Consider the following 19592-nt stretch of genomic DNA (forward strand, 5'->3'; position numbering starts at 1 on the left):
AGGGGCAGCGGCCCTCGGCGAACCTCGGCGACGCAAGGACAGAAAGGAGCGAGCGAAGCGAGCGACTGAGGACCGCAGCGAGACGCGGGAGCCGAGGGCCGCTGGGGCTTTGGAGATAGTCACCACCGATCGCCGATCAGTGACGAGAGATGGGGTTAGGACCATATATAAACAAACCTCGTACAACGACGGGCTTAATCGCCCGAGCGCCCAACGTCCGACGATCAGATAATGGCGGAACCGTCGGGCATGGACGCGTTCGCGCACCTCGGGAGCGAGGTCCGTGCGGCCCTCTCCGAGCAGGGCTTTTCCACCCCCACGGAACCCCAACGCGAGGCGATCCCGCCGCTCGCGGCCGGGAAGAACGCCCTCGTGCTCGCCCCGACGGGGACCGGAAAGACGGAGACGGCGATGCTCCCCGTCTTCGACGCGATCGTCGACGCCCGGAACTCGCCCGGCGACCAGCCCCGCGAGGGGCTCTCCGCGCTCTACATCACGCCCCTCCGCGCGCTCAACCGCGACATGATGGACCGGCTGGAGTGGTGGGGCGACCGCCTCGGCGTCGAGGTCGCGGTGCGCCACGGCGACACCACCCGGTACGAGCGGAGCAAACAGGCCGACGACCCGCCGGACGTGTTGATCACGACGCCGGAGAGCCTCCAGGCGATCCTGACGGGCTCGAAGATGCGGCTCGCCCTAGAGGACGTCGAACACGTCGTGGTCGACGAGGTCCACGAGCTGGCCTCCGCGAAGCGCGGCGCCCAGCTGACGGTCGGGCTCGAACGCCTCCGGCGTGTGGCGGGGCCGTTCCAGCGGATCGGGCTCTCCGCGACCGTGGGGACCCCCGAGGAGGTCGGGAAGTTCCTCGTCGGGTCGGGAAAGCGCGACCCGACCCGCGAGGGCGACCGCGAGTTCGAGATCGTCGAGGTCGCGGCCGGGACGCGGACGGACGTGCGGGTGCTCGACCCGCCGATCACGGACCGCGACGCGACCCTCGCCGGCGAGCTGGCGGTCGACGAGACGACGGCGAGCCACGTCCGAACGGTCCGCGGGATCGTCGCCGACCACGAGTCGACCCTGATCTTCGTCAACACGCGTCAGACCGCGGAGGCGCTCGGCTCGCGGTTCAAGACGCTCGCGGAACGGGAGGGGAAGGACGAGAACGCCGCCGATCCCACCGAGATCGAGGTCCACCACGGCTCGCTCTCGAAGGACGTCCGGATCGACGTCGAGGATCGGTTCAAATCGGGCGAGATCGACGGGCTCGTCTGCACCTCCTCGATGGAGCTCGGCATCGACGTGGGCCGCGTCGACCACGTGGTCCAGTACGGGAGCCCGCGCGAGGTCGCCCGGCTGCTCCAGCGCGTCGGGCGCGCGGGTCACCGCCGCGATCTGGTCTCTGAGGGGACCGTCGTGACGCAGGGCGGCGACGACACCCTCGAGGCACTCGCGATCGCGCGGCGCGCCGACGCCGAGCTGGTGGAGCCGGCCGCGATCCACCACGGGAGCCTCGACACCGTCGCGAACCAGATCGTCGGGGTCGTGATGGACGAGGGCGACGTGCACGCCCGAGCCGCGTACGAGATCGTCACGAGCGCCTACCCGTTCCGGGACCTCTCGGAGCCGCAGTTCCAGGAGATCGTCCGCGAGCTCGACGGCAACCGGCTGCTGTGGCTCGACGAGGAGTCGGACACCCTCGAGAAGTCGGGGGGCACGTGGCAGTACTTCTACGCGAACCTCTCGATGATCCCCGACGAGTCCACCTACCAAGTGTACGACATGTCCTCGCGGCGGCAGATCGGCACCCTCGACGAGCGGTTCGTCGTCAACTTCGCCGGGCCGGGCGAGACGTTCATCCAGCGCGGCGAGATGTGGCGGATCACCGAGGTCGACGAGGAGGAGGAGCGCGTGAACGTCACGCCGATCGCCGACCCCGCAGGCGAGGTGCCCTCGTGGATCGGCCAGGAGATCCCGGTCCCCGAGCCCGTCGCCGAGGAGGTCGGCCGGATCCGCGGCGAGGCCGCCGCGGCGCTGGAGGCCGGCTCGACCCCCGAGGCGGTCGCGGCCGACCTCGCCGAGCGGTACCCGGCCGACGAGGAGACGATCGCGGCCGCCCTGCGACCCGTCGCCGACCACGTCGACGCCGGCCACCCGGTGCCGACGGACCGCCGGGTCGTGATCGAGGGGAGCGCCCGTACCGTCGCGGTCAACGCCGCCTTCGGGCACGAGGTCAACGAGACGCTCGCGCGGCTGCTCGCGGCGCTCGTCGGCCAGCGCGCGGGGTCGTCGGTCGGGATGGACGTCGACCCGTACCGGATCGAGTTCGAGGTGCCCGGCGGCGTCGGTCCCGGCGCGTTCCGCGAGGTGCTGGAGACGACCGACCCCGATCGGCTGGCGGCGTACCTCGAACTCGCCTTAAAGAACTCCGACGCGCTCAAGTTCACGCTGGCGCAGGTCGCCGCGAAGTTCGGCGCCGTCAAGCGCTACCGCGAGGGGCGGGGGCGGTTCGGCGGCGACCGCCTGCTCGCGGCGTTGGAGGGGACGCCCGTCTACGACGAGGCGCTCCGCGAGGTGTTCCACGCCGACCTCGCGGTCGCGGAGACCGCCGAGCTGCTGGGGGACATGCAGGACAGGCCGGTCGAGCTCGCCATCGCCCGCGAGCGCACCCCGCTCGGCACGGCCGGGCGGTCCGCGGGGACCGAGTTCCTCGTCCCGGAGAACGCCGACGCCGACGTGATCGAGACGGTCCGCGAGCGCATCCGGAACGACCGCGTCATCCTGTTCTGTCTCCACTGTGCCGACTGGAAGCGCACGACGACGGTCCGGCGCGTCCGAGACCAGCCGGAGTGTCCCGACTGCGGCTCGACGCGCGTCGCCGCGCTGAACCCGTGGGACGACGAGACGGTCGCGGCGGTCCGGACGAGCGAGAAGGACGAGGAGCAGGAGCGGCGCACCCGGCGCGCCCACCGCGCCGCGAGCCTCGTCCAGACGCACGGGAAGCGCGCCGTGATCGCGCTGGCGGCGCGCGGGGTGGGACCGCACAACGCCGCGCGGATCATCAACAAGCTGCGCGAGGACGAAGACGAGTTCTACCGCGACGTGCTCCGACAGGAGCGCGAGTACGCGCGGACGCAGTCGTTCTGGGACTAGATCGGGAATCGGGTACGACGGTCAATTAGTCAGACGTGAACGACGGCGAGATCAATCGTTGGCGCTGTTGAAATCCTCAGAGAGTAATCGTGATCAGTCGTCGGCCTCCTGAGGTATCGGGATCGTCAGTTCTCCCGTTTCGTCTCCCTCGTAAGCCCCGCTAGTGGCCTCGAACAGTTCCTGTTCGTCGATCTCGTCTTTCTCAAACGAACCTTGAAGCGTAAACGCTGCGAGGTGCAAGTCACGGGCGTCAGCGCCTTCTTCAACCTCAAATTCGACGGTGACTTCGGTCGGATTCTCCTCGTCATCGAACGTGAATTCGTTATCCACGATGTCGATGTCACCGAGTTGTCCGTCGGATTCCTGCCTGCGGAGCGAGGGATTCTCCCGGACACCGTCTTCGGAGTTCCCGAGCCCCGCCATCACGTCGTTCGGCCAGTAAGACGGTGGTGTCGGGGGTTCTTCGCCCTCACTGAAGTCGACCTGCCAGTAGACGAGTTCTTCCTCGTCTTCCGACTCGGTGACGGTGACGGTTTCACCTCCCGTGATGCTCCTGTCCGGACCGACGGCAGTCAGGGACACCGAGGTTTCGCCCGGCTCCTCGAACACGAACTCGGCCGATTCGCCAGTTGCGTCGGTCTCGCCGTCATTGGTGAAGTCCCAGCGGTACTCTATGGAATCACCCTCCGTGGGCGAAGCCTGGAACGTGACCGGCTCGCCGACCTCGGGAGACGCCGGCTCGAACGTGAACGACGTTGTTAGTTCCAATCGTTCAGAGATGCCCGGTCTGGTCGGCCCGCGTTCCGCGAAGACGTGGTGGTGTCCGAGCGTGCCGAGGTTCACGCGAGAGTCCTCGCTCGATCCGTCCACGCCCGCGTCGATCGCGTACAGGTGCCCGTCGTAACTCCCGACGAACAGGACGCCGTCGACTACCGTCGGTGACGAGACGACGACGTTTCCGGTCTCGAAGCGCCACCGTTCGTCGCCGGTCGCTGCGTCCAGCGCGTACACGTTGTTGTCATCGCTCCCCACGAAGACCGTCCCGTCCGCCACGGTCGGAGACGAACCCACCTCGTCTTCGGTTTCGAAGCGCCACCGTTCCTCGCCGGTTTTCGCGTCCAACGCGTACACGTTGCTGTCATCGCTCCCCACGAAGACCGTCCCGTCTGACACCGTCGGGGATGAAGTGATCTGCTCTCCCGTTGAGTAGGTCCACTCTTCCTCGCCGGTTGCCGCGTCCAGCGCGTACACGTTGTCGTCATCGCTCCCCACGAAGACGATCCCGTCCACCACGGTCGGAGACGAGAAGATCTGACCGATACCGACGCTCCACTCTTCGTCGCCCGTCTCCGCGTCCAGTGCGTACAGTTTCGGAGTAATCGGTTGTGTGTCGCCAAAAAAGACGGTGCCGTCGACTACTGTCGGTGAGGAGGATATCTCGAAGCCTCCGAAGCCCCACCGTACGTCGCCGGAGGCCGCATCCAACGCGTACATGACGTCCTCCAAGGCGACGTAGACGATATCATCGACCACCGTTGGCGACGACAGCGCAAAAAAGGATTGTAGGTCGCTCCACTCCACTTGGCCGGTAGCCGCTTCTATTGCGAACACGGTTTGATCGGCCGTTTCTTGCTCGCCGTCGCCGATTGTGACGTACAGTGTCTCGTCGACCACGTTCGGGGACGTCGCCACCGCCCTCGTGGTTTTGATGAGCCATCGCTCGTCGCCGGTGGCCGCGTCCAGCGCGTACAATTTCGCATCGCGATTGTTCCCGTCCCCGAAAAAGACGGTATCGTTGACAACAGTCGGGGAGGATTCGATTATGTCTCCCGCGTCGAACTGCCAGAGCACCTCGCCTTCAGCTGCGGTCGCCGTTTGTGAAAGCCCGGCTAGCCCCGCTAGTCCCGCTCCCGTCGTTTTCAGCACGTCCCGGCGCCGAATGGGATATTCCGTCATTATCGAATCCCCGCTGGCAGGCCGGTGATCGATTCCAGATCGTCGGACTGCCGTCTCCTCCGCGGCAGTTCGTCAACCGACGGTCCACTCGTCTCAACCTCCGTACTCGAGTCGAGCTGCCACGATACCAACTCGAGAACCTGCACCAACTGAGACGCGTGGGCAACCGGTCCGACCCGTGTCTCTCCGGGCGGTATGCGCGTGTGCATACACACGGCCTCGCGTGGCCCCTAATTAGTAATATAATGTCAAATTGCCCACAATCGTTTTTGGCCGAGATTAGTCGATCAGGTCAATTAATTAATGATAACCTAGAGGTCAATATTGTAGCGACTGAGGAACGGCTGCTTTCCGACCTAGAACCCGGTCAAAGAGGTGTTCAGACGGGGAAGACGGAAAGTACCTACCCGGCCGAACCCGTCAGGCTGCCGAGCGTCATTTCGAGTTTCCGGTACGTGGTTCGGCGAGTTGTGCGAGAGCTGTAACAGGTAAACCCCTACGCACGTCAGTGACAAACAGTCGTAGACGCCCCCCGCCCGAATCGCTCGCTACTCGTCCGGGTACTTCGGCTCGCGGCGCTCGGCGCGCTCGGTCGCCCGCTCGATGACCTCGCGGACCGTGTCGGGACCGTCGCTTACGCGGTAGACGTCGCCGTGACCGGGGTACATCGCCACGACGGTGTCCGGGAGTCGGTCGAGGATCGCGTGGAGGCTCTCGATCAGCGCCTCGCGCGACTGCCCCGCCATGTCGGTGCGGCCGAAGGATCCGTCGTCGAAGGCGCCGTCGTTGTAGACGACCACGTCGCCCGAGTAGAGCCGCTCGTCGCCCATCAGGGCGACGTGGTCGTCGGCGTGCCCGGGCGTCTCGACGACCTCGCAGGGCTCGTCGCCGACGAGGATCTCGTCGCCGTCGCCGATCGCGACGTCGCGTCGCGGGTGCGAGGCGTTCGCGTACAGCGTGGCGTCGAACCGGTCGAGCACCGCGTCGAGCTCGCCGACGTGGTCGTGGTGCTGGTGGGTCAACACGACGCGGTCCAACTCGTCGAGGCCGGCGTCGTCGAGCGCGTCGGCGATGACGTCGTCGACGCCCGGCATCGTTCCGGCGTCGACCAGCGTCGGCGCCTCGCCGGGCACGAGGTACGCGTTGCAGGTGAACTCCTCCGCGTCGGCGGTGACGGTGATCGGCTCCATACCCACACGAGGGCGGTCGCGACCTAAAAACGTGTACGCCGCGACGACGCGGCACGCAGCGGTCGGGGCGAGACCGTCGCCCCCCGATCGCGGCCGGGGATTTATCAGTCGCGCCCTGTTAGTATCACACACATATGGGCTTCGGAAGCTACGACGAATCCGAACAGGAGAACCAGGACCTGGACGCGGATTTCGACGACGAGGACGGAGTCCGAGCGGCCGAAGAGGTACACGAGGGCTCCGTCGACTACGAGCCCGGCGCCTCCAACGACGAGCTTCTCGACCGGCTCCAGGAGATCAAGTCCGAAGAGAACTGATCGGGTGACCGCGCCGAGTCGGACGCTCGGGATCGCCTTCTCCGACGGCGACCGAACCAGCCGCCTGGCCGGCGCCGTCGTCAGGGCCGATGGGACCCTCGACGGCCTCGCCTTCGGGCGCTGTACCGTCGGCGGCACGGACGCCACCGACGCCGCGATCGCCCTCTTCGACGCGCTCGGCCGCGAGGACGTCCGCCACGTCGCCTGCGCCGGGATCGCCCCCGCGTGGTTCAACCTCCTCGACCTCAGTCGGCTTCACGAGACCCTCGACCGACCCGTCTACGCCGTGAGCTACGAGCCGAGCCCCGGGCTCGAACCCGCGCTCCGCGAGGCGTTCGACGGCGACGAGCTCGACCGTCGGCTCGACGTCTACGGCTCGCTTCCGCCCCGCCTGCGGGTCGAGCCCGAGGACGATCGGTCTGAACCGCTCTTCGTCCGTGCGGTCGGGATCGACGACGACCGCGCGGCCGCCGCCGTCCGCGACCTCGTCCGAGAGGGGTTCCGACGGCCCGAGCCCCTCCGGATCGCCGCGATCGCGGCGAGCGCGCACCGCGAGGCGACCGAAGAGAGGGAGGGGCGCGAACGGAGTTGCCCGTGAATATATGTCGCCCGCGGCCGACCGCCTCCGCATGAGCGACGACGACTCGCCGGACGACGACGCCGCAGACGACCGCACGCCCGACGTGACGTTCCGCGACCGCGGGCGGCTCGTCCGAACGCCGGCTCACGGCGTCGCCCTCGACTGCCTCGCGGCCGGGATCGCGGCCGCACGACCCGACCGACTGATCCCCGACGCCGTCTCGGTGCGCGACGGGGTCCTCCGGATAGAGGGAGAGACCGGGAGCGGAGCCGGGAGCGCCGACGCGGTCGGCGAGTACGACCTCGCCGACTACGACCGGGTGCTCCTGCTCGGCGCGGGCAAGGCGTCCGCCGAAGTTGCCGCCGCGCTCGCCCGCGTGCTCGAAGACGGCGACCGCGACGTCGACGACGGCGTCGTCGTCACCGAAGACCCGGCGGAGCGACCGTCGACGGCGGGAGTCGAGGTGCTCCCCGGCGACCACCCGGTGCCGAGCGACCGCGGCGTCGAGAGCGCGCGGCGCGTCCTCGATCTGGCCGAGCGCGCCGGTCCGGACGACCTCGTGCTCGCCGCGATCACCGGCGGCGGGAGCGCGCTCCTCGCGGCGCCGGCCGAGCCGATCACCCCCGACGACCTCCGAGACCTGACCGAGGCGCTGCTCGCCTGCGGCGCGTCGATCGACGAGATCAACGCGGTCCGCAAGCACTGCTCGGCGGTCAAGGGCGGCCGCCTCGCGCGCGCGACGGCGCCCGCGACCCTCGTCACGCTCGCGGTCAGCGACGTGATCGGCGACCCGCTCGACACGATCGCGAGCGGCCCGACCGTTCCGGACCCGTCCACCTACGACGACGCGCTGGCGGTGTTGGACCGCTACGACCTCGACGCCCCGGACTCCGTGCGCGAACGCCTCCGGGCGGGCGCGGCGGGCGAGCACGCGGAGACGCCGACCGCGGGCGATCGGGCGTTCGACCGCGCGCGGGCGTTCGTCGTCGGCAACGGGCGGACCGCGCTCGACGCCGCCGCTGGATCCGCCGCCGAGCGGGGGTACGAGCCGCTGGTGCTCGCCGCCGGCGTCAGGGGCGAGGCCCGGGAGGCCGGGACCACCCACGCCGCCGTCGCCGAGGAGTGCGTGATTCGTGGGTCGCCCGCCGAACCGCCCGCCGTCCTGCTCTCGGGCGGAGAGACGACCGTGACGCTCGGCGACGCGGACGGGACGGGCGGGCCGAACGCGGAGTTCGCGGCGAGCGCGGGCCTCGCGCTGGCGGAGGGGCCGCTCGGCGGGGGAGACGGGGCGGGGGAGGAGAGCGGAGACGCAGCCCGGATCGTCGTCGCGAGCGCCGACACCGACGGGATCGACGGCCCGACCGACGCCGCGGGCGGGATGGCGGACGCGACGACGCTCGACCCCGACGCCGCCCGCGACGCCCTCGACCGACACGACGCCTACCCGCTGCTCGACGAGGCGGACGCGCTGCTCCGCACCGGACCGACGGGGACGAACGTCAACGACCTGCGCGTGATCGTGGTCGAAACGGCCGACGAGGCGTAGTCGGACCCCGGACCGCTCGCCAAAGCGTGTGGGGCGTTCACGCGTCGCATTTGGTTGCTGTACGCTTTTGCGGCGAGCCCGAGAACGTCGGGACGATGACCCCCGAAATCGACGATATCGACCTCGGTACCGTCCCGCTCGGCCGGACCGGGCTCCGGACGAGCGAACTCCAGTTCGGCACGTGGCGGTTCGGCCGCGTGACCGAGGCGGGGAACGTTGAGATCGACGAGCCCCGCGCCCACGAGCTGCTCGACGCCTACGAGGCCGCCGGCGGCCGGTACGTCGACACCGCCGACGTGTACGGGGGCGGCGACTGCGAGCGCTGGATCGGCGACTGGCTCGCCGAGCGCGACCGCGAGCGCTACACGGTCGCCTCGAAGGTGTACTGGCAGATCCGCGACGGCGACCCGAACAGCCGCGGGACGAACCGAAAGAACGTCCGCCACCGCGTCGACGCCCTCCTCGACCGGCTCGACACGGACTACATCGACGTCCTCTACATCCACCGCTGGGACGACGAGACGCCGGCCCGCGAGCTGCTGAAGACTCTCGACGGGCTCGTCGAGTCCGGCAAGGTCCACTACCTCGGCGCGTCGACGCTGCGCCCGAACGCCTGGAAGGTCGCCCGCGCCAACGCGATCGCCCGGAGCGAGGGGTGGGAGCCGTTCAGCGTGCTCCAGCCGCGCTACAACCTCGTGGACCGCGAAATCGAGGGAGACTACCTCGAGTTCGCCCGCCAGCGGGACCTCGCCGTCGCCCCGTGGAGCCCGCTCGGGCAGGGCTTCCTGACCGGGAAGTACGACCGCGACGAGGACCTCCCGGAGGAGTCGAAGGCCGCCGAGTCGACCCGCTTCCAGGAGGCGTACCTCACCGAAGAGAACTTCGACGTCCACGACGAGCTCGACGCCGTCGCCGACGAGGTGGACGCCTCGCCCGCCCAGACCGCGCTCGCGTGGCTCGCCCACCGCGACGGCGTCACCGCGCCAATCGTCGGCGCCCGCACCGTCGACCAGCTCGCGGAGAACCTCGCGTCCGCGTCGATCGAACTCTCGACCGAGCAGGTCGAGCGGCTCACCGCCGCGAAGCCCGGTCCGTACGACGGGCTCTAAGGCTCGGGATCAGTCGCCGTCGTCCGTGCTCGGACGCTACCGCTGCGCGCAGTACTCGACGAAGTTCCGGAGGATTCTGAGCCCCGTCTCGCCGCTCTTCTCGGGGTGGAACTGGGTGCCGAACACGTTGCCCGCGTCGTTGGCGACGACCGCGGGGAACTCAATTCCGTAGTCGGCGGTGGCGACGATCGCGTGCGGGTCGTCCGGCGCGGCGTAGTACGAGTGGACGAAGTACGCGTACTCGCCGTCGACGGACCCGCCCGCGGGGCCGTCTGCCTGCGGGGTCTCCGACCCCGCTCCGTCGACACCGGTGACGAGCGGGTGGTCGCGCTCGACCTCGAGCTCGTTCCACCCCATGTGCGGGACCTTGCGGTCGACGTCGAATCGGACGTTGGTGCCGGGGACCAGGTCGAGGCCGGTCACCTCTCCCTCCCCCTCGTGGTCGGCCTCCTCGCTGGAGGTGAGGAGCATCTGCATCCCGAGACAGATGCCGAACAGGGGACGGCCCGCGTCGGCGTGGTCGGTCAGCGCCTCGCGCAGCGGCCCGGCGTTCTCCATCCCCTCGCGGAACGCGCCGACGCCCGGGAGGACGACGCCGTCGGCGGCCGCGAACGCCTCGGGGTCGTCGGTGATCTCGACCGACGCGCCCGCACGCTCCAACCCGCGGGTCGCCGACCGGAGGTTTCCGAGCCCGTAGTCGACCAGAACGACGTCCGCCAGCGTCTCCGCGGGCGGCTCGAAGGTGCTCATACCGCTACTGGGAGGGGCACGGAAAAGTCGGTTTCCCTTGCGGCGGTCGAGCGCGGCTCCCCTCGGACCGGCGACGAACGCGGAGGACCCGCGCGCCTCACTTCAGCGCCGCCTCGGCCATGCGTTGCGGGAATCCCAACAGCAGCGCCACGATCCCCTGCGCCTCGTCGCCCTCGCGGAGCACAGAGCGGATCCGCTGGGAAAAGATCTCGACGGAGATGATCAACACGAGGATGACGAGGATCGTCGCCATCATGTTCGTGAACGCGAACAGCCCCTGCTGGACGGAGAGCACGTTCCCGAGCCCGCCGCCGCCGATGATCCCGAGCGAGACGGCGATCCGGACGTTGATCTCGAAGATGTACAGCGTCCACGCGATGAACGGGGTCGTCACCTGCGAGAGCATCCCGAAGGTGATCGTCTGCGGCTTGTTCGCGCCGGTCGTCTCCATCGCCTCGATCGGGCCGTCCTCGATCTCCTCGAGCTCGTCGGTGAACAGCCGACCGAGGTTACCGATCGTGTCCGTCGCGATCGCGAGCGTCGCGGTGACGGGACCGATCCCGCCGAGGGGGACGTAGATGAGACCCCAGACGAGCGCCGGGATAGCGCGGATGGACGACATGAGTCCGCGGAAGATGAAGTTGAAGGGGAACGGCGTCACGCGGCCGGAACCCAAGATTCCGAACAGCAGCGCGAGCGGGAACCCCATGACGGTGCCGGCGAAGCCCATCGCGAGCGTGATGCCGGCCTCGCCGAGGAGCGGCGTGTCGCCGCCGATCCCGCCCCAGATCAGGTTTCGCTCCTCGATGAACGCCCAGTAGTCGAGGAACCCGCTCGGGTCGACGAAGGGGAACGAGGGCGCGAGGAACGGGAAGAAGTCGCGGAGCGCGTTGAGGAAGTTCGGCAGGTAGTTCGGGAGGTTCGCCTCGAAGAACCCGATAGAGACGAGCGCGTAGTAGAACACCCCGACGAGCACGAGCAGCCCGGTCCCCATCACGAGCGCCTTGACGCGGCGAGCGAGGACGATCGACTCGTAGCGCTCGCGGACGGCGTCGTCGTAGCTCACTGTCCCATCCCCCCGCCGGAGACCCGCTTCGACGACGCGTCGTCGATCGAGGTGTCCCCGGCGTCGACGTCCCGATCGGCGTCGGGCGCGAACATGCCCTCCGTGTCGATGTCGCCGTAGATCTCGTCGATCACGCCCATGTCGAACTCGTCTCGGTAGCCGTCGAACACCTTCCGCCCGTCTCGGAGCCCGATGAACCGCTCGCCGAACTTCCGGGCGAGGTTCACCTGGTGGAGGCTGATGACGGCCGTCAGGTCGCGCTTGCGCGCGGCCGTCCGGAGGTAGCCCATCACCTGCTGGGAGGAGCCCGGGTCGAGGCTCGCCACCGGCTCGTCGGCCAGCAGAATCGTGGGGTCCTGCACCAGCGCCCGGGCGATGCCGACGCGCTGTTGTTGCCCGCCGGACATGCGCTTTGCGCTCTGCTGGGCCTTGTCGAGCAGTCCAACGGTGTCGAGCGCCTCTAGCGCCTGGAGCTTGTCCGCCTCGCCCTGACGCTGGAGCAGGGAGTCGACGAAGGTGTTCCGGTTGAGCGACCCGGTGAGCGCGTTTGAGTACGCGGTCATCTGGTCGATGATATTGTGTTGCTGGAAGATCATCGCGATGTCGTCGCGGGGGCTGGTGACGGGCTCGTCGCCGACGCGGATCTCCCCCTCGGTCGGGGTCTCGAGCGCGTTCATACACCGGAGCAGCGTCGACTTCCCGGAGCCGGAGACGCCGAGCACGATGACGAACTCGCCCTGTGGGACCTCGAACGAGACGTCGTCAAGCGCGACGGTGTCGCCGAATCGCTTCGTGACTCCGTCGACTGTGATACGACTCATTAGGTGTGAAGAGGGGTTGTGAGGTGGTTACGAAAGGTCTTCGAACTCGAGGCCGAGCTCCTCGAGCACCTTCCGGATCGGCTCGTAGTCCTCGATGCTCCCCTCCTCAACGCCGGTGAACCAGAGCGGCTCTCCGTCGTAGTCGTCACCGTGACTGAGGTCGTCCTCGGTCACGTTCAGAATGGCCTCTTCGATCTCGGCTTTGACGGGGTCGTCCCAGCCGGACCGCGTCGCGAGAGGCGCGCGCGGGATCGGGTCGGACACCGCGAGCAGCTCGAGCTCGGTGCCCGACGACTCGATCTCGTCGCCGGCGCCCTCGTACTCCGCCGAAATGTCGACGAAGTCCTCGGACATCTCCTCGAACTGCTCCTGCGGGACGTACGGCGCGGACGAGAACGCGCCGGTCGTCGCGGCCATCACGTCGTCGCGCTCGACCATCTGTTCGCGCGCCGTGGTGTGATCGGAGTACTCCGCGTCGAAGTCGGCGGCGTCGCCGTCGGGCGCGTTCCCGATGTCGAGGTCGGCGTCTTTCAGGATCGTGAGGGGAACGAGCGTCCCGGAGACGGAGAGGATGTCCCCTAAGTAGATCAGCTCGCCTTCGAGGTCGGTGAGCGACTCGATGCCGCTGTCGGGCGTCGTCGTGACCGTCGAGAAGTACTGCGACGCGCCGTACGCGATCCGCACCCCGACGACGTCGAGGATGTCCTCGCCGGCGATGACCGCCGACGGGGAAATGTCCGCGATCTCGCCCTGCTCGTTCCGCATCGCCTGAAGCGTCGCGGTGTAGCTCGCGGCGCGATCGGACTCGACCTCGACCTCGACCTCGGACTCGAGGTACTCGAACATCGGCTGGTACTGCTCTTCGATCTCCACGTCGGCCTCGGCGGGGTTCAGGATGAACTGTGCGGAGGGCACGTCGTCCGTCTCACCGGTCGTGCCGCCGTCGGACTCGTTATCGGAGCCGTCGCTCCCGTCCGAGCCGTCGCTCCCGTCCGAACCGTCGCCGCCGGAACACCCCGCGAGCGCGACGACACCGCCGGCACCCGCTGTCTTGACAAACGTTCGTCGATTCGCCGACCACCTGTTGTCGGACATACAAAAGAGTGTCTGACTGGCGCGACTAATGGTTTTCTATGTTCGCTATATAGAGACCGCCGATACGTTCGATTCTCCGGCCGGGATCGTTCGATCGAAGCACCTTCGGAGACCGAATCGAGGGAGATCAGTACTCGCCGAGCCGCGACTGCCCGCTCCCCCCCTCGGCACCGCCGGCACCGCTCAGCTCGGCCGCCCGAGCGATGGTCTCGAAGAAGCCGTCGCGCTGGCTCCGGTCGTACAGCGTCGCCGCCGGGTGGACGGAGAGGAGCACGCGACGCGACGCGCCCGCGATCCGGGCGTCGAGCACGTCGCCCGACTCCGACGTGATCGCCACCGACCGGTCGAGCAGGTGCTGGCTCGGCACCTTCCCCAGCGTCACGATGAGTTCGGGAGCCAGCCGGTCGATCTCGGCGTCGAGGTACCCGCGGCAGTTCGCCAGCTCCCCGGTCGTCGGGTCGCGGTTCTCCGGCGGTCGGCACCGCACGCAGTTGGTGATCCGGACGTCCGCCCGCGCGAGGCCGGCGTCCCGCAGCGCCTCGTCGAGCACGTCGCCCGACCGCCCGACGAACGGCTCCCCCTGTTCGTCCTCGCTCGCGCCCGGTCCCTCGCCGACGAACAGCAGGTCGGCGTCCGTCGGGCCGACGCCGTTGACGATCTGGCTCCGCGACTCGACCAGCGCCGGACAGCGCTCACAGGACGACACTCGGAGGTCGGCGTCGAGCGCGTCCCCGTTCTCGGTCATGCGTTTCGATCCGGACCGCGGCGATATAAGTCCGTCCGCCCCGCCTCGTCGGGTCCGTCCGCCCCGCCTCGCCGACCCCCTGCCGCCCTGCCTCGCCGACGCCCTGCCGCCCCGCCTCGCCGACGCCCCTTTCCCCGCCAGGCGTCTGGATCCGCCATGCCTTCGGTCAGCGACACGTACATCGAGAACCGCCAGCGGGTCCAACCGACCCACACGAACAACTACGAGTCCGCCCACGGGGGCAACGTCGTCAAGTGGATGGACGAGGTCGGCGCGATGTCGGCGATGCGCGCCGCCGGCGAGACGTGCGTCACGGCCAAGATCAACGGGCTCGACTTCAAGCGACCGGTGCCGCAGGGCGACACCTGCATCATCGAGTCGTACGTGTACGCGGTCGGGCGAACGAGCCTCCGGACCCGGATCCGCGCGTACCGCGAGTCGCCGCGCACGGGCGAGCGCGAGCTGACGACGGAGTCGTACTTCGTGTTCGTCGCCGTCGACGCCGACGGGACCCCGACCCCGGTGCCGGCGCTCGAGGTCGCCGGCGGCCGCTGCCGGGAGCTGCGCGACGCCGCGCTCGCTGCCGAGCCCGACGACGGTCGGTGAGGGGAGGCTGACGGACTCGCGCGACCCGCCGCGACTCAGTAGTCCCCGAGCACGCCGAGCCGGCGCGCACGCCGCGTCGCGTAGTGGAAGACGACGTATCCGCCGAGGAGGTAGCCGACGGCGACGCCGACGAGGAGCGCGAGGTCGGCGAGCCCGAACTCCCACAGCCGGACGCCGTCGACCATCGCCCGCTGGAGCATCGCGCTCCCGTGGGCCAGGGGGAGGAACCGGGTCCACGGGGCGTCGAGGACCGGCGCCGAGATCAGCGCGACGAACCCGAACTGCAGCAGGTTCAGCCAGTTGCCGATCCGCTTGTACAGCACCGTCACGCCGCCGGCCGCGAAGCCGAGCCCGAGCACCGAGGTGATCGCGAGCCCCGCGACGGGGACGACGGTGAGCGGGTCGAGGCTGAGCCGGGTCCCGGTGAGAAGCAGCATCACGGCCAGCACGACCGCGCTCGTGAGGAACGTCCGGATCACCTTCGCGACTCCTTTGAAGAGGGCGACCGGCGCGAACCCGAACGGCGTGGTGATGTGCCGCTCTAAGGTCCCCCACTGCACCTCGCTGCCGATGTCGTTCGACACCGACGAGTACGCGCCGACCGACAGCGTCCAGAGGAAGTAGCCGACGACGATCCCGGACAGCGAGTCCGTCAGCGCCTGCCCGGCCAGCAGCCGCCCGCCGTAGAAGAGCACGCCGAAGAAGAACAGCGCGACGACGATCCCCCCGACCGCGTTCGCCGGATACCGGACGAAGATCAGGTACTCGCGGTAGAGGACGGCCCGCGCGAGGTGGTAGTACGTGGCCGGACGCGGCTCGTCGGTGGGGTCGGCGGGGTCAGCGGGGTCAGCGGCGGCCGATGCCGGGGAGCGCTCGGCGCCGGAGGCGGCCGAGCCGTCGCGGCTCACGACGACCGCCCCCGCGGTTCCGCCTCCGGTCGACCGCCTCCGACCGTCCCGCTCCCGCCCGGCTCCACGCCGGTGAGGTCGACGAACACGTCCTCCAGCTCGGGGCGGACCGTCTCGATGCCCTCCACCGTGACCCCCGCCTCGCGGAGCGCGTCCGTCAGGTCGTACAGGGCGTCGCCCGCGGCTACGACCTCGACGGCGGTCGACCCGCCGTCGCGTCCGGCCGAACCGGGACCGGGCTCGACCGCCCGCACGTCGAACCGCTCCCGGAGCGTCGCGACGACCGCGTCGTCGATGTCGGCGCTGACGACCCGGACGACGTCGCGCTCGGTCCCCGAGAGGAGGGCCGAGACGGTGTCGTCGGCGACGATCCGCCCGTTCGCCATCATCACCACGCGGTCGCAGACGTCCTCGATGACGCCCATGTCGTGGCTGCTGAGGACGATGGTGAGCCCCTCCTCGCGGGCGAGCCGGCGGAGCTCCCGGCGGAGCGTCCGGGAGCTCTCGACGTCGAGGCCCAGCGCCGGCTCGTCGAGGAAGACGAGCTCCGCGCCGCCGGCGAGCACGCTCGCCAGCGACACCTTCTGTTTCATCCCCCGCGAGAGGTCCCGGACCGGCGTGTCGGCCTTCTCGGTCAGTTCGAGCCTGTCGAGCAGCCGGTCGTGGCGGGCCCGCACCGAGTTCGGGTCGACGCCGGCGATCGTCGCGAAGTACCGCAGGTTCTCCCGGACGGTGAGCCGCCAGTAGTCGTTGCGCGCGCCCTCCAGCATCGCGTCGACGTCGGCGTACGCCGCCCGGCGGCCGTCGCCAACGTCCGTCCCGAACACCCGGACCGAGCCGGCGTCGGGGAGGACGATCCCGAGCGCGCACTTGATGAGGGTCGTCTTGCCGGCACCGTTCGGGCCGAGCAGCCCGACGATCGAGCCGCGCTCGACCGTGAGGCTAACGTCGTCGACCGCGAGCACGGACGCCTCGCCGGACCCGAACCGCTTCGAGACGCCCTCGATCGCGAGCGCCGGCGGGGAGGTGTCCGTCGGATCGTCGCGGGAGTCACCAGGCGGAACGCCGTCGAACGACGCGTCGTCGCGCTCGCGGGGACCGTCGCGTTCGCTCGCCGCGCTGCGTACCATCGGAGGCCCGTACGTGCCGAGCGCGGATATATCCGCGTCCGGCGGCTACCGCGCCCTACGCGATGGACCTCGACCGATTCGCCGCGGACGCACCGGCCGACGACGCGCCCGGGGACGCGCGGGTCTGCGTCGTCGCGACCCGACCCGACACCTTCGAGCGGTGCCGCGAGGGGTTCTACCCGGCGCCGCGGTCGTACGACCGCACCCGCGCGGCGTTCGACTACGTGGCCTTCTACCGGACCGCGCCGGTGTCGGCGATCACCCACTACGCGCGGGTCGTCGACCGGGTCGAACAGACTCGGGGCGAACCCGGTCCGATGGACGAGGGCGACTGGGCGGCGCTGATAGACCCCGTCTCCGCAGAGCGCGTCGTCGTCGTCTTCGAGTTCGAGGACCTGATCCCGCTCGACTCGCCGGTCGAGAACGACTTGAACGGCGTGCGGGGCGCCTGGTACTGCACCGTCGACGACCTTCGGGCGGCGGCCACGCTCTCGGCGCTCCGTGACCGAGCGGAGCCCTGAACGGGCGGTGGGAGTGGCGGCTCACCCGCCGTCGGCGCGGACGGACCGGACCGCGGCGTCGTCGACGCGCGCGATCCGGTCGTCGGCGGAGGGCGACGTCGCGGCGTCGTCGGGATGGAGACAGGCGAACAGCGCCTCGAGCGAGTCGACGAGCCGGTGGCTCGGCCGGTTGAACAGCGCGTTGCCGTCGAGGGCGTACACCCTGTCGTCCGCGATCGCTGCGATGTCCCGCCAGCCGGGACGACCGGCGAGGTCGGCCACCGCCTCGACGGCGCGGTCGCGCTCGAACCCGCAGGGGGCGACCACCAGGACCTCGGGGTCGTACGCGCGGACGTCGCCCCACGCCACCGGCTCGGAGGCGCCGTCGGGTTGGAAGGACGGGTCGCCGCCCGCCGTCTCCACCATGTCGCGGACCCAGTGGCCCGCCCGGATCGGCGGGTCGGTCCAGTCGAGGACGGCGGTTCGGGGGCGGCCCACGTCGGCGACCGCCCGCTCTCGAACGCGCTCGACGCGGGCCGTGAGTCGGTCGGTGAGCGCCGCGGCGGCGTCGGGGCGGTCGACCGCCTCGCCGAGCCGGGTCACGTCGTCGAGGACGTCGCCGAACGAGTGGGGGTCGAGCGTCAGCACCTCGGGCGCGGGGTCGAGCGAGGCGACGGCCTCGTGAACCGCGCCCGCGTCGACCGCGCAGACGTCGCACGTCGCCTGGGTGACGACGAGGTCCGGCTCCAGCGCGGCGAGCCGGTCGACGTCGAGGTCGTAGACGGCGCCGTCGACCGACCGCATCTGCGCGTCGATCTCGCTCGCCGACCGGTCCGCGTGGTCGACGACCGTGCTCGTGAGCGTCGGCAGGTCACGGGCGGCGGGCGGGTGGTCGCAGCTGTGCGAGACGCCGACCGGCTCGACGCCGAGCGCGAACAGCGTCTCCGTGGCGGAGGGGAGCAGCGTTGCGACGCGCATGCGCAACTGTGGCGCGCCGGAGGCAAAAGGGCTCGGTCGGGCTCACCCGGTCGAGAGTCGGGCCGCGGCCGCGTCGGCGTAGGCGGCCGCGAGGGCGCCGTCAGGGAGGGCCGCGCGCGCCGCCTCGCAGCCGCGTCGGATCCGGTCGCGGCGGTCGCCCGGCGAGAGCTTGTTGGCGGCGACGGTGGCGGCCGTGTCGAGGAGCGCGGCCGCGGTCTCCGCGTCGCCCGCCTCGGCGGCCCGTCCGGCGCGGTCGAGGAGCTGCGAGAGGGCCGCGCGGACGTCGTGAGGCACGTCGTCTGCCCGGTCGGCGTCGCCGGTCACGCCGATCGGGTTCCGCCGAGCGTCGCGAACGCGAACTCGGTGCTGCTCCCGAGCGGATCGGTCGCGGTCGTCGTCTCGACGTCGGTGAACCCCGCCTCGCGGAGCTGCGCGAGGGTGCGGTCGCGGCCGGGCGCCGAAAAGAACATGCGACCGCCCATCCAGCCGCGGCGCACCGTCTCGAACCGGCCGCCCGGCAGGGTCATCAGGAGCCGACCGCCCGGTCGGAGGACGCGCGCGAACTCCGCGTAGACGGCGGGGTGTCGCTCGCGCTCGACGTGAAACACCGCGTGGTACGCCGTGATCCCGTCGAACCGGTCGGCGCCGAAGGGGAGCGCGGACATCTCGCCGTGGACGAGCCGAGCCTCGGGGACGGTCTCGCGCGCGAGGTCGAGCCCGCGCCGCGAGACGTCGAGCCCCACGCTGCCGGCCGGGAGGTTCGCGAGCGTCCGAGCGCCGTCGCCGCAGCCGACGTCGAGGACGCGCGGGTCGGGCGGAAGCTCGGCGAGCAGGTCGTCGATAAGCGCCGCGTCGGAGCCGTCCGGGTCGCGACGGGCGGCGTACGTCGCCGCCACGTCGTCCCACGCCCGACGCACCTCGTTGCGGTCCATACAGGGAAGTGGGGCCCGATCGACATGACTTCTCGGGCAGGTGTATCGCTGTTCTGACACTCGTACGGCTGCCGTTCGCGGCGTGACGACCGAAGGGAACGGTCGCGACGGCGACGGCAGCCGCGTCGCTCCGACCGCCGCGACGAGGGCTCGCCTCGACGTGAGATGTCTGTTGCTCGAAGGTTAGCTTTTATCATGAATGACTGTGATGTC

Annotated in this window: 19 protein-coding genes; 7 read left to right on the top strand and 12 right to left on the bottom strand. The window is 70.0% G+C overall.

What is annotated here, in order from left to right; genetic code table 11:
• Window positions 1-231 precede the first annotated feature (231 nt).
• Window positions 232-3150 carry a DEAD/DEAH box helicase gene (locus R6U01_RS14965; protein ID WP_410287244.1) on the top strand — a complete coding sequence of 973 codons (2919 nt, stop codon included), beginning with the start codon at window positions 232-234 and terminating at the stop codon, window positions 3148-3150.
• Window positions 3151-3243: 93 nt separating this feature from the next.
• Here the strand turns inward: R6U01_RS14965 and R6U01_RS14970 are convergent, their stop codons facing one another.
• Both R6U01_RS14970 and R6U01_RS14975 read right to left on the bottom strand, forming a co-directional pair.
• Complete coding sequence (locus R6U01_RS14970) at window positions 3244-5106, bottom strand: PQQ-binding-like beta-propeller repeat protein (protein ID WP_410287245.1); 1863 nt, start codon at window positions 5104-5106, stop codon at window positions 3244-3246.
• A gap of 548 nt (window positions 5107-5654) precedes the next feature.
• On the bottom strand, window positions 5655-6296 hold the full coding sequence (locus R6U01_RS14975) for an MBL fold metallo-hydrolase (RefSeq protein ID WP_410287246.1): 642 nt from the start codon (window positions 6294-6296) through the stop codon (window positions 5655-5657).
• A 134-nt stretch (window positions 6297-6430) separates the two neighbouring features.
• On the opposite strand from R6U01_RS14975, the gene R6U01_RS14980 reads away from it, so the two are divergent.
• The 4 genes from R6U01_RS14980 (at window position 6431) to R6U01_RS14995 (ending at window position 9848) form a co-directional block, all read left to right on the top strand.
• Window positions 6431-6613 (top strand): DUF5786 family protein, encoded by a 183-nt coding sequence (locus tag R6U01_RS14980; protein WP_094522147.1) that lies wholly within the window; start codon window positions 6431-6433, stop codon window positions 6611-6613.
• Between the two features lie 4 nt (window positions 6614-6617).
• Window positions 6618-7211, top strand: coding sequence for a DUF99 family protein (locus R6U01_RS14985; protein ID WP_410287247.1), 594 nt, complete (start codon window positions 6618-6620; stop codon window positions 7209-7211).
• Between the two features lie 31 nt (window positions 7212-7242).
• Window positions 7243-8739, top strand: coding sequence for a glycerate kinase (locus tag R6U01_RS14990; protein WP_410287248.1), 1497 nt, complete (start codon window positions 7243-7245; stop codon window positions 8737-8739).
• Window positions 8740-8834: 95 nt separating this feature from the next.
• On the top strand, window positions 8835-9848 hold the full coding sequence (locus tag R6U01_RS14995) for an aldo/keto reductase (protein WP_410287249.1): 1014 nt from the start codon (window positions 8835-8837) through the stop codon (window positions 9846-9848).
• 36 nt (window positions 9849-9884) lie between these two features.
• Here R6U01_RS14995 and hisH read toward each other — a convergent pair whose 3' ends face one another.
• The 5 genes from hisH to R6U01_RS15020 all read right to left on the bottom strand — a co-directional run bounded on the left by hisH (window position 9885) and on the right by R6U01_RS15020 (window position 14325).
• Complete coding sequence (gene hisH / locus R6U01_RS15000) at window positions 9885-10598, bottom strand: imidazole glycerol phosphate synthase subunit HisH (protein WP_410287250.1); 714 nt, start codon at window positions 10596-10598, stop codon at window positions 9885-9887.
• Window positions 10599-10695: 97 nt separating this feature from the next.
• Window positions 10696-11664 carry a phosphonate ABC transporter, permease protein PhnE gene (gene phnE, locus R6U01_RS15005; RefSeq protein ID WP_410287251.1) on the bottom strand — a complete coding sequence of 323 codons (969 nt, stop codon included), beginning with the start codon at window positions 11662-11664 and terminating at the stop codon, window positions 10696-10698.
• Window positions 11661-12485 carry a phosphonate ABC transporter ATP-binding protein gene (locus R6U01_RS15010; RefSeq protein ID WP_410287252.1) on the bottom strand — a complete coding sequence of 275 codons (825 nt, stop codon included), beginning with the start codon at window positions 12483-12485 and terminating at the stop codon, window positions 11661-11663. Before R6U01_RS15010 ends, phnE begins: the two co-directional genes overlap by 4 nt.
• A 27-nt stretch (window positions 12486-12512) precedes the next feature.
• A complete protein-coding gene (locus R6U01_RS15015) occupies window positions 12513-13580 on the bottom strand; it encodes a PhnD/SsuA/transferrin family substrate-binding protein (protein WP_410287253.1) in 1068 nt (355 codons plus the stop codon).
• Window positions 13581-13707: 127 nt separating this feature from the next.
• Window positions 13708-14325, bottom strand: a complete 618-nt coding sequence (locus R6U01_RS15020; RefSeq protein WP_410287254.1) for a uracil-DNA glycosylase family protein — start codon at window positions 14323-14325, stop codon at window positions 13708-13710.
• 156 nt (window positions 14326-14481) lie between these two features.
• Here R6U01_RS15020 and R6U01_RS15025 point away from each other — a divergent pair, with 156 nt between their 5' ends.
• Window positions 14482-14931, top strand: coding sequence for an acyl-CoA thioesterase (locus tag R6U01_RS15025; protein ID WP_410287255.1), 450 nt, complete (start codon window positions 14482-14484; stop codon window positions 14929-14931).
• Window positions 14932-14966: 35 nt separating this feature from the next.
• Here the strand turns inward: R6U01_RS15025 and R6U01_RS15030 are convergent, their stop codons facing one another.
• Window positions 14967-15839 (bottom strand): ABC transporter permease, encoded by an 873-nt coding sequence (locus R6U01_RS15030; RefSeq protein WP_410287256.1) that lies wholly within the window; start codon window positions 15837-15839, stop codon window positions 14967-14969.
• The gene (locus R6U01_RS15035) at window positions 15836-16969 is read right to left on the bottom strand and encodes an ABC transporter ATP-binding protein (protein ID WP_410287257.1); all 1134 of its coding nucleotides are present in this window, start codon (window positions 16967-16969) and stop codon (window positions 15836-15838) included. The genes R6U01_RS15030 and R6U01_RS15035 overlap by 4 nt, the downstream gene beginning before the upstream one ends.
• A 62-nt stretch (window positions 16970-17031) precedes the next feature.
• Here R6U01_RS15035 and R6U01_RS15040 point away from each other — a divergent pair, with 62 nt between their 5' ends.
• A complete protein-coding gene (locus tag R6U01_RS15040) occupies window positions 17032-17490 on the top strand; it encodes a hypothetical protein (RefSeq protein ID WP_410287258.1) in 459 nt (152 codons plus the stop codon).
• 21 nt (window positions 17491-17511) lie between these two features.
• On the opposite strand, the gene R6U01_RS15045 is transcribed toward R6U01_RS15040, so the two are convergent.
• The 3 genes from R6U01_RS15045 to R6U01_RS15055 are packed head-to-tail and all read right to left on the bottom strand — an operon-like array spanning window position 17512 to window position 19379.
• A complete protein-coding gene (locus tag R6U01_RS15045; protein WP_410287259.1) occupies window positions 17512-18447 on the bottom strand; it encodes an ABC transporter substrate-binding protein in 936 nt (311 codons plus the stop codon).
• Between the two features lie 42 nt (window positions 18448-18489).
• Window positions 18490-18771: a hypothetical protein gene (locus tag R6U01_RS15050; protein ID WP_410287260.1), complete on the bottom strand. Its 282-nt coding sequence runs from the start codon at window positions 18769-18771 to the stop codon at window positions 18490-18492.
• A complete protein-coding gene (locus R6U01_RS15055; RefSeq protein WP_410287261.1) occupies window positions 18768-19379 on the bottom strand; it encodes a class I SAM-dependent methyltransferase in 612 nt (203 codons plus the stop codon). Before R6U01_RS15055 ends, R6U01_RS15050 begins: the two co-directional genes overlap by 4 nt.
• Window positions 19380-19592 lie beyond the last annotated feature (213 nt).

It is taken from the genome of Halorubrum sp., from assembly GCF_046498025.1.
Taxonomy (GTDB): domain Archaea; phylum Halobacteriota; class Halobacteria; order Halobacteriales; family Haloferacaceae; genus Halorubrum.